Source organism: Gordonia sp. JH63, from assembly GCF_009856645.1.
GTDB classification, from domain to species: domain Bacteria; phylum Actinomycetota; class Actinomycetes; order Mycobacteriales; family Mycobacteriaceae; genus Gordonia; species Gordonia hongkongensis.
Map to the genome: position 1 here is coordinate 898,202 of NZ_CP047235.1, position 13,095 is coordinate 911,296.

Annotated in this window: 14 protein-coding genes; 5 read left to right on the forward strand and 9 right to left on the reverse strand. The window is 67.4% G+C overall.

The window, feature by feature from the left end; genetic code table 11:
- Nucleotides 1-18 precede the first annotated feature (18 nt).
- From GR168_RS04050 to GR168_RS04060, 3 genes are all read right to left on the reverse strand, one after another.
- A complete protein-coding gene (locus tag GR168_RS04050; RefSeq protein ID WP_068970475.1) occupies nt 19-681 on the reverse strand; it encodes a DUF305 domain-containing protein in 663 nt (220 codons plus the stop codon).
- The gene (locus GR168_RS04055; protein WP_159370093.1) at nt 678-2,255 is read right to left on the reverse strand and encodes a hypothetical protein; all 1,578 of its coding nucleotides are present in this window, start codon (nt 2,253-2,255) and stop codon (nt 678-680) included. Before GR168_RS04055 ends, GR168_RS04050 begins: the two co-directional genes overlap by 4 nt.
- Nucleotides 2,256-2,394: 139 nt before the next feature.
- Nucleotides 2,395-2,721, reverse strand: coding sequence for a hypothetical protein (locus GR168_RS04060; protein ID WP_065629118.1), 327 nt, complete (start codon nt 2,719-2,721; stop codon nt 2,395-2,397).
- Nucleotides 2,722-2,881: 160 nt separating this feature from the next.
- Between GR168_RS04060 and GR168_RS04065 the strand changes: the two genes are divergently transcribed.
- Both GR168_RS04065 and GR168_RS04070 read left to right on the forward strand, forming a co-directional pair.
- Nucleotides 2,882-3,727: a 3-hydroxybutyryl-CoA dehydrogenase gene (locus tag GR168_RS04065; RefSeq protein ID WP_068970478.1), complete on the forward strand. Its 846-nt coding sequence runs from the start codon at nt 2,882-2,884 to the stop codon at nt 3,725-3,727.
- Nucleotides 3,728-3,869: 142 nt separating this feature from the next.
- Nucleotides 3,870-4,736, forward strand: coding sequence for an oxygenase MpaB family protein (locus tag GR168_RS04070; protein WP_068970479.1), 867 nt, complete (start codon nt 3,870-3,872; stop codon nt 4,734-4,736).
- Here GR168_RS04070 and GR168_RS04075 read toward each other — a convergent pair.
- Entirely contained in the window at nt 4,733-6,019 is a 1,287-nt protein-coding gene (locus tag GR168_RS04075; RefSeq protein WP_068970480.1) for an MFS transporter, read from the reverse strand. The two genes, GR168_RS04070 and GR168_RS04075, sit on opposite strands and share 4 nt — an antisense overlap.
- A 62-nt stretch (nt 6,020-6,081) precedes the next feature.
- On the opposite strand from GR168_RS04075, the gene GR168_RS04080 reads away from it, so the two are divergent.
- Entirely contained in the window at nt 6,082-6,774 is a 693-nt protein-coding gene (locus GR168_RS04080; protein WP_159370094.1) for an SDR family NAD(P)-dependent oxidoreductase, read from the forward strand.
- Nucleotides 6,775-6,888: 114 nt separating this feature from the next.
- Here the strand turns inward: GR168_RS04080 and GR168_RS04085 are convergent, their stop codons facing one another.
- Together GR168_RS04085 and GR168_RS04090 are read right to left on the reverse strand one after the other, a co-directional pair.
- A complete protein-coding gene (locus tag GR168_RS04085; RefSeq protein ID WP_159370095.1) occupies nt 6,889-7,437 on the reverse strand; it encodes a DUF2716 domain-containing protein in 549 nt (182 codons plus the stop codon).
- 61 nt (nt 7,438-7,498) lie between these two features.
- Complete coding sequence (locus GR168_RS04090) at nt 7,499-7,903, reverse strand: hypothetical protein (protein ID WP_159370096.1); 405 nt, start codon at nt 7,901-7,903, stop codon at nt 7,499-7,501.
- A 163-nt stretch (nt 7,904-8,066) separates the two neighbouring features.
- On the opposite strand from GR168_RS04090, the gene GR168_RS04095 reads away from it, so the two are divergent.
- Nucleotides 8,067-8,345 carry a hypothetical protein gene (locus tag GR168_RS04095; protein WP_139114201.1) on the forward strand — a complete coding sequence of 93 codons (279 nt, stop codon included), beginning with the start codon at nt 8,067-8,069 and terminating at the stop codon, nt 8,343-8,345.
- 68 nt (nt 8,346-8,413) lie between these two features.
- On the opposite strand, the gene GR168_RS04100 is transcribed toward GR168_RS04095, so the two are convergent.
- The 3 genes from GR168_RS04100 to kstR form a co-directional block, all read right to left on the reverse strand.
- On the reverse strand, nt 8,414-8,875 hold the full coding sequence (locus GR168_RS04100; protein WP_058251191.1) for a MaoC/PaaZ C-terminal domain-containing protein: 462 nt from the start codon (nt 8,873-8,875) through the stop codon (nt 8,414-8,416).
- The gene (locus GR168_RS04105) at nt 8,872-9,882 is read right to left on the reverse strand and encodes an alpha/beta hydrolase family protein (protein WP_065629288.1); all 1,011 of its coding nucleotides are present in this window, start codon (nt 9,880-9,882) and stop codon (nt 8,872-8,874) included. Before GR168_RS04105 ends, GR168_RS04100 begins: the two co-directional genes overlap by 4 nt.
- Nucleotides 9,883-10,006: 124 nt before the next feature.
- Nucleotides 10,007-10,657 carry a cholesterol catabolism transcriptional regulator KstR gene (gene kstR / locus GR168_RS04110; RefSeq protein WP_065629124.1) on the reverse strand — a complete coding sequence of 217 codons (651 nt, stop codon included), beginning with the start codon at nt 10,655-10,657 and terminating at the stop codon, nt 10,007-10,009.
- A gap of 134 nt (nt 10,658-10,791) precedes the next feature.
- On the opposite strand from kstR, the gene GR168_RS04115 reads away from it, so the two are divergent.
- Nucleotides 10,792-12,999 carry an acyl-CoA dehydrogenase gene (locus GR168_RS04115; protein WP_159370097.1) on the forward strand — a complete coding sequence of 736 codons (2,208 nt, stop codon included), beginning with the start codon at nt 10,792-10,794 and terminating at the stop codon, nt 12,997-12,999.
- Nucleotides 13,000-13,095 lie beyond the last annotated feature (96 nt).

Genomic DNA, 13,095 nt, shown 5'->3' on the forward strand with positions numbered 1-13,095 from the left:
CCGTTGCCGCCCCTGCCATCAGGTCGGCAACGGGTCGGCGCCACGTTCCGCGAGCAGCATCGTCATCAGACCGATCTCGTCGCCCTGGTCGCCGATCATCATGAGCGCGAGGTCCTTCGTCGCGGAACCGGTCCGCTCGTCGTTGTATGCCGCCTGGGCCATCGACATCCCGCCACGGTGGTGCCGAATCATCAACTGCAGGAACAAGATCTCCGCCTCGCCGGGTGGCAGGGTGGAGAGACTGCCGATCTCGTCGATACTCGCCATGCCGGGCATCGGCCGAGGGGATTCGTCGTGATGGGTGCCCTCGTGGTGAGGGTCTCCGCCGGACATCCAGGACATCGGCTCCGGCGCGGTCACCGGTTCGTCGAACCACAGCAACCAGCCACGCATCGTGGCGGTTTCGGCGGTCTGCGTGTGGACGATCCGGTCGGCGACGCCGCGGATCTGCGGCGCGACTCCGGGCACCGCACCGATCGTCCGCGACATGAGGATCGCCTGGTCGTGGTGCGCCGACATGTCCTGCGCGAAGCCGATGTCGGACACGCTCATCGCGGATGAGTCGTGATCGCGTCCCTGCCACACCGCCCCGACGACGACACCCATGGTGACGAGCAGGGCCGCGGTCACGCCGAGGACCATCGCGCGCACCAGCGGGACGCCGAGGCGAGAAGCGCTCATCCGATCGAGGAGTTCTGGTCCGGCGGTGGCGTGTACACCGCGGGACTCAACCGCAACACCTGGAAGCCGCCGTCGGAACAGGTGACCCGCAGCTCGTTTCCGCGGAACTCGGGTGGGGACATGCACCAGTCCGTCGACATGTCACCGCCGACGATCATCCCGCTACGTGGACCGACCATCTCGTTCAACCGGACCTTGCCGTTCGCGATCGACATACCGAGGCTGAGGAATTCGACGGCGGGCAAGCCCATCAGCGAGCCGACGACGTGCGGCGAGTTGGGCGACTCCGCGATCGTGGTGCCCTTGCGGGCCGGCGGGTTGTAGTAGGCGATCTCGCGAATCCGGTCGAAGTCGCGGATGTCGAAGACCCGGATACCCGACGATTCCCAGCCGCACGCGAGCGCGGTGGGATCGGTCGCCCGGTCGACCGTGCAGTAGTGCGGATTGCTGCTGAACAGCGACCCGCCGGTCGACGACCGCAGATTGGTGTCGAGGTGCTCGGGGAGATTGATCTCGAGTTTGATCTGCGCGGTGTATCGGGGCTTGTTCACCCGCGTCACGTCGAAGATCTTGACGCCGCCCGAACCTGCTTCGTCGGCGGTGACGATGTGGGGCCGGCCCCGGTAGGTGATCGGGATCGAGTGCTGGTTCAGCTGGCCGTCCGGCCAGAGATAGGCCGCGGTGTGCGGGACCTGCGGGTGCGGCCGTCGCTCCTGGACGTCGCTGACGTCGAGCACCGTCACACCCGCCATGTTGGACAGGTACATCCGGTTGCCATCTGGCGACATGCCGAAGCCGTGACCGAGGAACGAGTGGAGCCCCTGCCAGATCACGCGGGGCGACCGGGGATCGGCGATGTCGATGGCACTGAGGTGCCCGGGGAACACCCCGGACGCCCAGTAGGTGCGGCCGTCGGGGGAGAAGCCGCCCTCGTGCGAGGTGAACGGCAACGGCGTCGTCGTGCCCGGGCCCGTGTTGAGGAGTCTGGGGCGGGTGCAGTCGGAGATGTCGTATACGGCGAAGAACCCGCCGCCCCAGAGCAACGGCACCGACGTCGCGGCCAGGAGCTTGCGTTCTTTGTTGACCTTCAGCGTCTCCCACGTGCCGCCGCGCATCGCCGGATCCGTCAGGGACCCGACGACTCGCGGCGCGCTCGGGTCGGATGCGTCGATGACCTGTACGCCCGGCGGGTTCACCCAGTTGTTTCCGGGGAACAGGCTGCCGGTGTAGCTGCAGTGCTCGAAGTTGGCCGAGACGATCCCGCCGCCGGCGCCGCGGACACCGCCGATCCGTGTGATGTTGCATCGGTAGCCGCGCATGCTGCGTCCGGACAGGCGGTCCTCGGCGCTGACGTCCCCCTGCAGGCCCGGTTCGGGGAGCGAGCCCGGTCCGCAGTCCGCCTGGGGAACCGCGACCTCGGAGATGTCGGGGAAATAGTGGTTGGCCGCGCCGGCCGGTGCCGCCACCAGCATTGTCGAGACAAGTGTCGCGCCGGCCAGGAGGCAGGTGACGGCATGGCGACGGCGGACCCCCGAACGGGCCGTGTGTCGCGCGTCGAACCGAGTAGGCATCATCGCATCCCCCGATCGTGATCTGAGACACGCTAGTGGGCGAGCCGAGACGACATCGGCGAATCGTCAAATCCGAGCGGACGAACAGAGCCGGCCCGGGGTCTCCGGGCCGGCTCGTGTCGGGTGCAGGTTGCGGCAGACGTCAGACGGCGTCGCCGCCGTCGATGCTGCCGAAGTCGCCGACCTCGACGTTGCCTTCGTCGTCGACCGCGGTGTCGAAGGTGCCGTCGCCGTCGGTGTCGGCGACGGCGATGTCGGTGTAGCCGTCGGCGTCGGTGTCGGCTTCGATGATGTCGATCTCGCCGTCGGCATTCGTGTCGTAGGCGATGGAGTCGGCCTGGCCGTCGCCGTCGGTGTCGAGGATGGCGTCGGTGGTGCCGTCACCGTCGACGTCGGTGAGTGCGGCGTCGACGGCTCCGTCGCCATCGGTGTCGATGAGAACGGCGTCGGCGGGGATCTCGGTGCTCATTGGTATGTCCTTCCAAGTGGGGTGAGTGCTTCTGGGCGGTTCATGTACTTGGAGGCGACGTCGAGGACGAATGTTCCCGGGGTGCCGGGAGTCGTTCGGATGACCGATCCGGCGACCGACTACCGTTTGGTCTCGTATCACTCGACTTCGGAGGTTCACTGTGCAACAGATCGGCGTCATCGGCGGAGGCACCATGGGAGCGGGCATCGCGGAGGTGTGTGCGAAGGCCGGCAGCGATGTCGTGATCGTGGAGGTCAAGCAGGAGTTCGCCGACGCCGCGCGGGCGCGGGTGGAGAAGTCGCTGGCCAAGGCGGTCAGCAAGAACAAGCTGGCGCAGGACGACGCCGACGCCGCCCTCGGACGTCTGCGGGTGACGACCGACTACGCCGACCTCGCCGATCGCGAGCTGGTGATCGAGGCGGCCCCGGAGATCGAGGAGCTCAAGCGGCAGATCTTCGCGAACCTCGACGAGGCGACCGGCGCGAACACCATCCTCGCGACCAACACGTCGTCGATCCCGATCATCAAGGTCGCGACCGCGACGAAGACCCCCGAACGCGTTGTCGGCGTGCACTTCTTCAACCCGGTACCGGTGATGCCGCTGGTCGAGATCATCTCCACGCTGACCACCGCGCCGGAGACGGCCGACGCCGTGAGCGCATACGTCACCGACACCCTCGGCAAGACCGCGGTCCGCGCGGGTGACCGCTCCGGCTTCATCGTCAACGCGCTGCTCATCCCGTACCTGTGCCAGGCCATCCGGATGTTCGACTCGGGCTACGCCTCGGCCGAGGACATCGACCTCGCGATGAAGGGCGGCTGCGGCTACCCGATGGGTCCGCTGACCCTGCTCGACACCATCGGTCTCGACGTGACGCTCTCCGCCGCGGAGTCGCTGTACGCGGAATTCGCCGAACCCCACTACGCGCCGCCGGCGCTGCTGCGTCGCATGGTCGATGCCGGCCGCCTCGGACGGAAGACCGGTCACGGTTTCTACACCTACTGACAGCTGGATCGCCGACGCCGAGCCCCGGCTCACCTTCGGGTGAGCCGGGGTTCGGCGTATGGCGGAGTCTTTCGGCTCCGGGATTGTCGGCCCGCGTGCTCCCCGCTAAGCTGACAGCAATCAGACAACAAGCGTTATCAGAATGGGTGGGGTCATGACGCAATCCGATGAGCGGATGTCGCGGGTGGAGATGGACAACATCGACAGCAGCTTCTTCGCGCGTTCCCTGCTCTCGATGGGGCAGACGATGAGCACGACGAACGTCATCATGCAGCTCGCCAATCCGGCGGTCGGCTACGGTGTCGCGCACAGCAAGGTCGAGAACGGGCGGCTCGACAAACATCCGGTCAAACGCGCACGGACCACCGCGTCGTATCTGGCGGTCGCGATTCTCGGCAACGCCGACGACCGGCGCCGGTACCGGCACGCCGTCAACCGCCAGCACGCGAAGGTGCGCTCCGACGAGAACAGTCCCGTGGAGTACAACGCGATGAACACCGACCTGCAGCTCTGGGTCGCGGCGTGCCTCTACTTCGGGTGGGAGGACATCTACGAGCGTGTCCACGGACCGCTGCAGGGCGCGGATCGCGAGAAGTTCTACCAGCAGGGCAAGGTCTGCGGGACGACGCTGCAGATGCCGGCCGAGGCGTGGCCCGCCACGCGCGACGAGTTCACCACCTACTGGGACGACCAGGTCTCGCGCATCGAGATCAGCGACGAGATCCGGGACTTCCTCCTCGACATCGCCAATTTCGGTTACGCGCCGGAACGCATCCAGGAGAAGTACGGTCCGGTCAAACTGCGGCGGACCATCGGCTATCTGCCGCAGCCGTTCCGCGACGCACTCCGGGTCGAGTGGACCGACGAGGATCAGGCGTGGTTCGACGGCTACGTCGGCCGGTTGGTGGAGAAAGAGCGTCGCACTCCGCTGTGGGTGTCGCAGTTGGGTTTCCGGCTCCTGCTGGCCGATGTCCGGCTTCGGGTCAAGATGGGGCGGCCGCTCGTCTAAGAGGCGCCGGCGCCGCTCCGGCGCGCGGCCAGGAAGGCGAGTGTTCCGGCGCCCAGGCACGCAACGGCGCCGACCGCGAGACCGACGCGCGCGCCGAATGTCTCGATGATCGCGCCGACGATCGGACCACCGATCGGCGTCGAGCCCATGAACGCCACCGACCACAGCGCCATCACCCGGCCCCGCATCCGCGGTTCGGAATTGAGCTGCAGGGTCGCGTTTCCCGTCGACATGAAGGTGACACTCAACCAGCCGACCCCGAAGAGTGCGCAGATCGCCGTCGGGAGGTTCGGGGCGAGTGCGGTCGCCGCGACGGCGACCCCGAAGCCGAAGGCCGCCAGCGTGAGTGGGCGCAGTCCGGTGTTCCCGCGAGCCGCGACCACGAGTCCGCCGACGACCGCACCCACTCCCATCGCCGACGTCATGAAACCGAGGGCTTGCGGCCCGCCGTCGAACACGAAGTCCGCGGCGGCGGGCAGCGTGACCGGGAAGTTGTACGTCAGGGTGCCGACGAGCGCCATCGTGGCGAGCGGGATCCACAGCACAGGACGACTCCGCACGTATCGAAGACCCTCGCGCAGCTGGCCTTTGGCGCGCGGAACCGGTGATTCGGCGGTGATCTTCGATGAGTCGAGCGCAAGCAGCGACGCGACCACGGCGATGAAGCTGACCGCGTTGATCGCGAAGCACAGACCGGAACCGACGAGGGCCAGGATCACCCCGGCCACCGCCGGGCCCACGGCGCGAGCGGCGTTCACCATGACCGAGTTGAGGGTGACCGCGTTGCGGATGAGGTCCTTGCCGACGATCTGATGGATGAACGCCTGTCGCGCCGGCTGTTCGAAGGCGTGGCCGAGCCCGAGCATCACCGCCAGCACGCCGACGTGCCAGACCTGCACCACCCCGGTGAGGGTGACGGCGGCGAGCGCCGCGGCCAGCAGCCCCATCATCGACTGCAGGACGATGAGCAGGCGTCGGCGGTCGACGCGATCGGCGATAACGCCCGCGTACGGCCCGATGAGCAGAACCGGTAGCGCCTGCAGAGCGACGATGAGTCCCAGGACGGACGCCGATCCGCTCAGCGTCAGCACGAGCCACGCCTGCGCCGTTGCCTGCATCCACGAACCCGTCATCGAGACGGCCATGCCGGCGTAGAACAGGCGGTAGTTGGGGATGCGCAACGACGCGAACATGCTCGTCCGGTCGGCGTCGTCGGGGCGACGACCGCCCGGTTCGCGCTCCCGCGGCACGTCTCCGATCTCGGGAACACGGTCGTCGGTCATCGACGACCATCGTAGGCGCGTGCGCCTCCACCCAGGGGTCCGCCTCCAGTAGGGTCGGCGGGATGACGCAGACGGTGATCGTGTCGGGCGGGACGGGCGGCCTGGGGTCGGCGGTCACCCGCACGTTGCTCGACGACGGATGGCGCGTGGTGGTGCCCGGGCGCACCGAAGCCGGGTTGTCACGCCTCCCGGAATCGGACCGGTTGGTCGGTGTGCACGCCGACCTCTTCGACGAGGCGTCGGTCGCCGAGGTCGTGGCGATCGCCGCGAGCGACGCGTCGGCGCCGGTCACCGCGGTGGTGAACCTGGTGGGCGGGTTCGCGATGGGGGAGCGGGTCGACGCGACGCCGGTCGACGAGTTCGAGCGACTGCTCCGGCTCAACCTGCGGCCGCTGTATCTGCTGTCCGCGGCGGCCATTCCGACGATCATCGAGGCCGGCGGCGGGTCGATCGTCGGGGTGTCGGCGAAGGCGGCGTTCGCGCCCTTCTCCGGTGCGGCGGGCTACATCACGTCGAAAGCAGCGGTGTGGGCGTTCATCAGTGCGCTCGCCGCCGAGTACAAGTCCGACGGCATCCGGGCCAATGCGATTCTGCCGTCGGTGATCGACACCCCGGGCAACCGCGCTAGTCAGCCGGATTCGTCGCGGGCGGGCTGGGTGTCGCCCGAGTCGATCGCTCAGACGATCTCGTTCCTGGTCTCCGACGCCTCGAGTGCGATCACCGGCGCGCAGGTCCCCGTGCCGGGCGTCGGCTGAGCCGGAGAACCGCTGGTGCGCAAGAATCTGCGTTGAGCGATGGTGTAATCGATCGCACCGCAGACGATTCAACGATGCCTGCGTGGAAGTCGCATGCGGGATCGCATCTGTCGACTACCCCGGCAGCGGGTCACCGTTCTCGCGCTTGCGCGGGAGCCATGTTGCGAGGGTCCGGCCCAACGTCTGAACCAGCTCGGAACCGAACACGCACAGCGTCTTCTCCCACGGATGTCCGAATGTGCCAGTGCTGAAGTCGGGCCGAGCGAAGATGTAGTAGTCGCCGTTCGGGAACACCGGCACCGGCCACTCTGCGTCGAACGTCTCGGCATGTGCCGCTGCATTGAGCCGATAGCCGGGATGCTGCCAGTCGAGCACAATCCAGTAAGGATCGTCCTGCACGTGGACGAAGCAACGCTGCGCCTCGGCGTTGATCGCATCGAATTGGGCGCTCCACACGCCGGGAGAGTTCTCCGGGACAGACAGGTCGAAGGTTACCGACGGAGCAGGATCGACAACTGCGGGCCAGTCTGTCGGGTAGATGCTGGGCCGGAACGATCGAAACCGATCACGGAACAACTCCCACGCCACGTCCTCTTCGTCTCGGGGCAGGTAGCTCCATCCCGGCGGTAGCGGGTTTCCGTGGTCGAGGGCCCAACGCATCATCGGACCATCGTCGCAGAGCGTAGCGGGCGGAACACCTTCATCACGTTCCGCCACAGCACTCTCAGACGACATCCGATGGTGCGCGGCGCCAGACGAAGAGACCCACCGCGACGAGGATCTGCCCGCAGATCAGCGCGGCGGGGAGGGCAAGCAGTTCCCAACCGGTCGTGCCGAAGTTCGTCGCCCACACGACGATCGCTGCGCCGAGCGCTAGGGTGGTCAACTGGCCGAGGGTCGTGAGGATCGACGCCACCGTGCGCGAGCGTCCCCGAAAGACACACGCGCCGCCGACGATCAGTGCAACGAAGGCGCACAGCAAGCCGATCAGCGTCGGGAACACCACCATGTACTCGAAGCCGCCTGAGACCTCGACAACACCTGACAGAACGAGTGATGGCACGACGAACGACAAGATGACCACCGTGCACAGCACCGAGATGATCGAGGCGAATCGCAGTGTCTTCATCCAGTCACGGTATCTGCGGTACGGATTCCATTCGGTTCTCCGTCCGTCGTGTCTCGTCCCCCCACGGCCAGGGGTTCGTTCCGACCGTCGGCCCACGCGGATGTGGCCGGTCCACAGCAACGAAAACAGCCGTACTGCTGCCGTCAACACGTACATTGAGCATGTGCTGCTCGCCGAGGCCGGACTGTCGGAATGCGCGAGAGACGCTGCGTGCAGCGCTGACTTCAACCGGCCGTTCTACATCGCGTTCGCATTGCTGGTCTTGTTCTCGGTGTGGTTCACCCTGTCGATGTTCGCGACCGTCGACGTCGTCGGTCATCATCTCGGCCTACGAGGCAGTCTGTCGTGGGTGGGGGTCGTGTGGCTTGTCCCGGTCGTCGGAGCAGCTGTGTGGCGGCTGAGCCGGTGGCAATGGCTGGTCAGGCGCAACTCTCTCGAGTGACGCGAGGACTCGAACGTGATGGAAGCCGGAGACGTACGGTGAGAACCGCGGCAGCGCAACCGAAGATGTCAATCGCGATTGGGTCGCGCGTGCACATAGGCTTCGACGACGGTGCGCATCACCGGTTTTCCGTCACCGTTGCGCAGCTCCGCCGACGAGGTGACCAGAGCGCGGGCACGGTCATCGAACTCGATCGCGTCGATGACGGTCGACCCGGTGAGGGTGTCGCCGGGGCGGACGGGACGCAGGAATTCGACGTCGCCCAGTCGCTTGCCCGCGATCACCCGCCAATTGTTCAGCACGCCGGTGACATTGAGCCTCTGGTAGATCGACATCGTGTGCAGCCCACTGGCGATCAGCCCGCCGTAGGGGCCGCGTTCGGCAACGGCCTTGTCCACGTGGAAGTCCTGCGGATCCCATGCGCGGGCGAAGTCGAGCAGTTCGTCTTCGCTGACGTGATGCGTGCCGAACTCGAAGATCTGGCCCACGGACAGGTCATCGGCCCACAAGCGGTCCGATGCGTCGCTCACCTCAGGTCTGCCGCGATCTTCGGCCAGGTGGTCTCGAGGTCGCGTTCCCAGTAACCCCAGGAGTGGGTGCCGCTCGGCCGGAAGGTGACTTCGTGCGGCACCTTGAGCGCCCGCATGCGCGACACCATCTGCTTGGTGCACTCGTTGACCGCGGCCTCGATGATGCCGCCGATGACCATCTGGTTGGCCAGTGTCAGCGGATCGCCGGCGACCAGCGGTGCCTCGAGCCGGTCGAACTGTCCGGGCATGCCGGTGCCGCTGGTCATGTAGACCTTGGTGCCGCGCAGCTTGTCCGCGTGGATGTACGGGTCGTTGTCCCGCCACCCGGCCGAATTGACCGGTCCCCACATGTTGTTCAGGTTGCCCTGCCCGCGGTCGGCGACGACCATCCGGATGTAGGCCTGTCCCACCGGGTCGCTGGTACGCGCGCATCCGCTGTAGGCGGCGGCCGACCGGTAGAGCTTCGGTGCGGCGATCGCGAGGTTGAGCACCGATGTCCCGGCCATCGAGATCCCGGCGATGGCGTTGACCTTGGTGGTGTCGAATTCCTTGTCCACCAGCGGCGGGAGCTCCTTGGTGAGGAACGTCGTCCACTTGTTGCGGCCGAGTACCGGATCGTCGTGCTGCCAGTCGGTGTAATAGGAGAACGCGCCGCCGATCGGCGTGACGACGTTGACCTCTTTGTCGGAGAAGAACTTCGCGTACTGGGTCTTGGCCGCCCAGGTCGCGGAGTCCTCGCCGCCGCCGGCGCCGTTGAGCAGGTAGAGCGTGGGGCGCGACTTGGTGGTGTCCTTGGGGCGCAACACGTTGACGGGGATGAGTTTGCGCATCGCCGCCGAGTACACGATGAGTGTCGACTGCTGGGCGGAGTCGTGGACCACGGTGTCTATGCGAGCGCGATCGGGATCGGGGGTGGGCTCGGCAAGCGCGGCCGGAGCCCATCCGGCGGTCGCGACCGCAACGGCAGATCCGACGACGCACAGTCGTCGCAACCAGGAGGATCGCACCACTAGCCCCTTCTGTTAACAGAATTCTCAGACGTAACAAAGGTAGCCGAGTTCGACTGGCGCTCCCAAGTCGAGAAGGTGCTCGTCACCCAGTTGTGACGTCACGTTCGAGGGGAGAACCCGATTACTTGACGCGATCCTTGAGCAGGAGCCGGACGGTGAGTTCGAGCCGGTTCGTGACGTCGGTCGCCGACGCGCGACGGGTCAGCCACTGCACCAGGTTCGACATCCACACATCGGAGAGGACGCGCGCGATCGCGAGATCTTCCTCGGTGGGTTCGCCGTCGTCGACGATCGCTCCGGCGAGGAGCCGGTCGATGATCCCGGCGACCTGGTCGACCTCGGCGGTCGCCGACGCGTCGGCGAACATGAACGCACGCGTCATCGCCTCGGTGAGAAGCGGATCGCGCTGCATGGCGAAGGTGATCATGTCCAGGACATGACGGAGGCGGTCGATCGCGGTGTCGCCGCGCAACTGCGAACGATCGACCTTCGACTCGACTCGCTCGAACTCGCGGGCGAGCGCGGTGACGAGAAGGTGGACCTTCGACGGGAAGTAGCGGTACAGCGTCCCGACGGCGACGTCGGCCTTGTCGGCGACGGTGCGCATCTGCACGGCGTCGTATCCGCCCTTGGACGCCAGCGCGAGGGTGGCGTCGAGGATGCGGCGGCGGCGTTCGCGCTGCGCGGTGGAGCCGGCTTCGGGCGAGGCGGCCGGCGCCGCAGCCCCGTTGGGGGCGTCGACCGCGGCGTTGCCGGGTGCAGAACGGGCCATGTGCTCTCGAACATCCTCACGTGATCAAACGTCTCAATGGGTGGATCGTGGGTGGCTACCCGATCCGAGTACACCCATGGCATATTAGAACAGGTTCTAATTATTCGGCACAACTCGACATACAGGGATTGCCAGTGACAATCGCCACGTCTTCCGAGCAGATCGCGGTCCGTGACAGCATCGCGTCCTGGGCGCGCTCCACCAGTGTGACCGACATCGTGCGGTCCGACCTCGACAAGCCGAGCGACCAGTGGACCGGTCTATTTTCGCAGATCGCCGATCTGGGCGTGTTCGCCGCCGCGGTCCCCGAGGCGTCCGACGGTCTCGGCGCGAGTTTCCTCGACGTGGCCGCCATGCTCGAGCAGTGTGGGGCCGATCTCGTCCCCGGCCCGCTCGGTCCGACGGTGACCGCAGCGATCGCGCTGGCGGTTCGCCGTGCGGATTCGCCGCAGGGCGACACCGACCGGTCTGCCGGACTGCTGGGCGAGGTGCTGGCCGGGTCGGTGCCGGTGGTGACGCCCGCGACGAGTTACGCCGGGGTGGCCCTCGAACTGTCCGGCGGCGACCTCGACCTCGGACTCGTCGGCGGGTACGTCGAGGGGTGCGCCGTGCTGGTCGAATTCGGGACCGACGATCGGGAACGGTCCTGGTGGATCCTCCCGCCGGGTGCGGGAGTCGCCGACGTCACGCCGCAGACCCCGCTCGACGGAACCGCGTCGGTCAGCCACGTGACACTGTCCGGGGTCGCCGTCGAGGACCTCGTCGAACTGGGCGACGGGACGTTCGTCGCGGGCCTGCTGTCGGCGGCGCTCGCCGCTTATCAGAGCGGCGTCACCCGGTGGGCTCTCGACACCGCCGTCGAGTACGCGAAGGTCCGCACCCAGTTCGGCGTGCCGATCGGGTCGTTCCAGGCGATCAAGCACATCTGCGCCGAGATGCTGTGCCGCAGCGAACGCGTCACCGCGGTCGCGTGGGATGTCGCCGGCGCGGTCGACGACGTGCTCGCGGCCGGGACGGGGGACGGGCTCGCTCCGGCGCTCGAGCAACTCGAGATCAGCAGGCTGGCGGCCGACGTCGTGGTCGGTCGCGACCCGGTCGCCAACACCAAGGACTGCGTCCAGGTCCTCGGCGGCATCGGGTTCACCTTCGAGCACGATGCCCACCTGTATCTGCGCGCCGCACTCGCCGCGCAGGCGGCGCTCGCGAACGCGTTGTCGCACGCCGCCGCCCTCGCCCGGCTCGGGCTCGCGGGGGCGCGGCGGCGCTTCCGTCTGGATCTCTCGCAGGTCGAGGACCGGCGCGACGAGGTCCGCACCACCGTCGCGAGGATCGCCGACGCCGAACCCGATGATCGTCGCCGTCTCCTCGCCGAGACCGGCTACCTGACCCCGCACTGGCCGGCGCCGCACGGTCTGGGGGCGGATGCCGCGATGCAGCTGCTGATCGACACCGAGCTCGAGGTGGCCGGGATCGAGCGGCCCGACCTGGTGATCGGCGCATGGGCGATCCCGACGATCCTGGAACACGGCACCGACGCGCAGCGCGAGCGGTTCGTCGCCCCGACGCTGGCCGGCGACATCGTGTGGTGCCAGCTGTTCTCCGAACCCGAGGCCGGCTCGGACCTGGCCGCGTTGCGCACACGGGCGGAACGGGTCGACGCCGGCTGGCGCCTGGACGGCCAGAAGATCTGGACCTCGCAGGCGCACAACGCACAGTGGGCGATCTGCCTCGCACGCACCGATCCCGAGGCGCCGAAGAACAAGGGCATCACCTACTTCCTCGTCGACATGGGTTCGCCTGGCATCGACATCCGGCCGCTGCGCGAGCTGTCCGGGCGGGCCAACTTCAACGAGGTCTTCCTCGACGGTGTGGTCGTGCCGGACGACTGTGTCGTCGGCGAGATCAACGGCGGCTGGCGGCTGGCCCGCACCACCCTCGCGAACGAGCGGGTGGCGATGGGCGGTACCGGCCTCGGCAAGGAGATGGAGTCGCTGCTCTCGCAGGTGCGGTCGATGGATCGGGAGCTGACCGCCGAGGAGCTCGCGTCGCTCGGCACCCAGCTCGCCGACGCACACGTCGGCCGGGTCCTCGACGCGCGGGCGGCGACCAGGCAACTGGCCGGGCTCGACCCCGGTGCGTTGTCGAGCGTGCGCAAGCTGATCGGCGTCGAACATCGCCAATCGGTACCCGATCTCGCGCTGCGGCTCCTGGGGGTCGCGGGTCTGGCGGCGACCGAGGCGTCCGACGCGGTCCTGCAGAACCGCTGCCTCTCGATCGCGGGCGGCACGACTCAGATCCTGCGCACGGCCGCGGCGGAACGCATTCTCGGTTTGCCGCGGTAACCGGCTGCGGCGAAAGTGCCGAAACCGCAGATAAACGCCGATTCCGACACCCTTGCGCGCGGACTCTGATACAACTAGAACAGGTTCTAGTTCTTG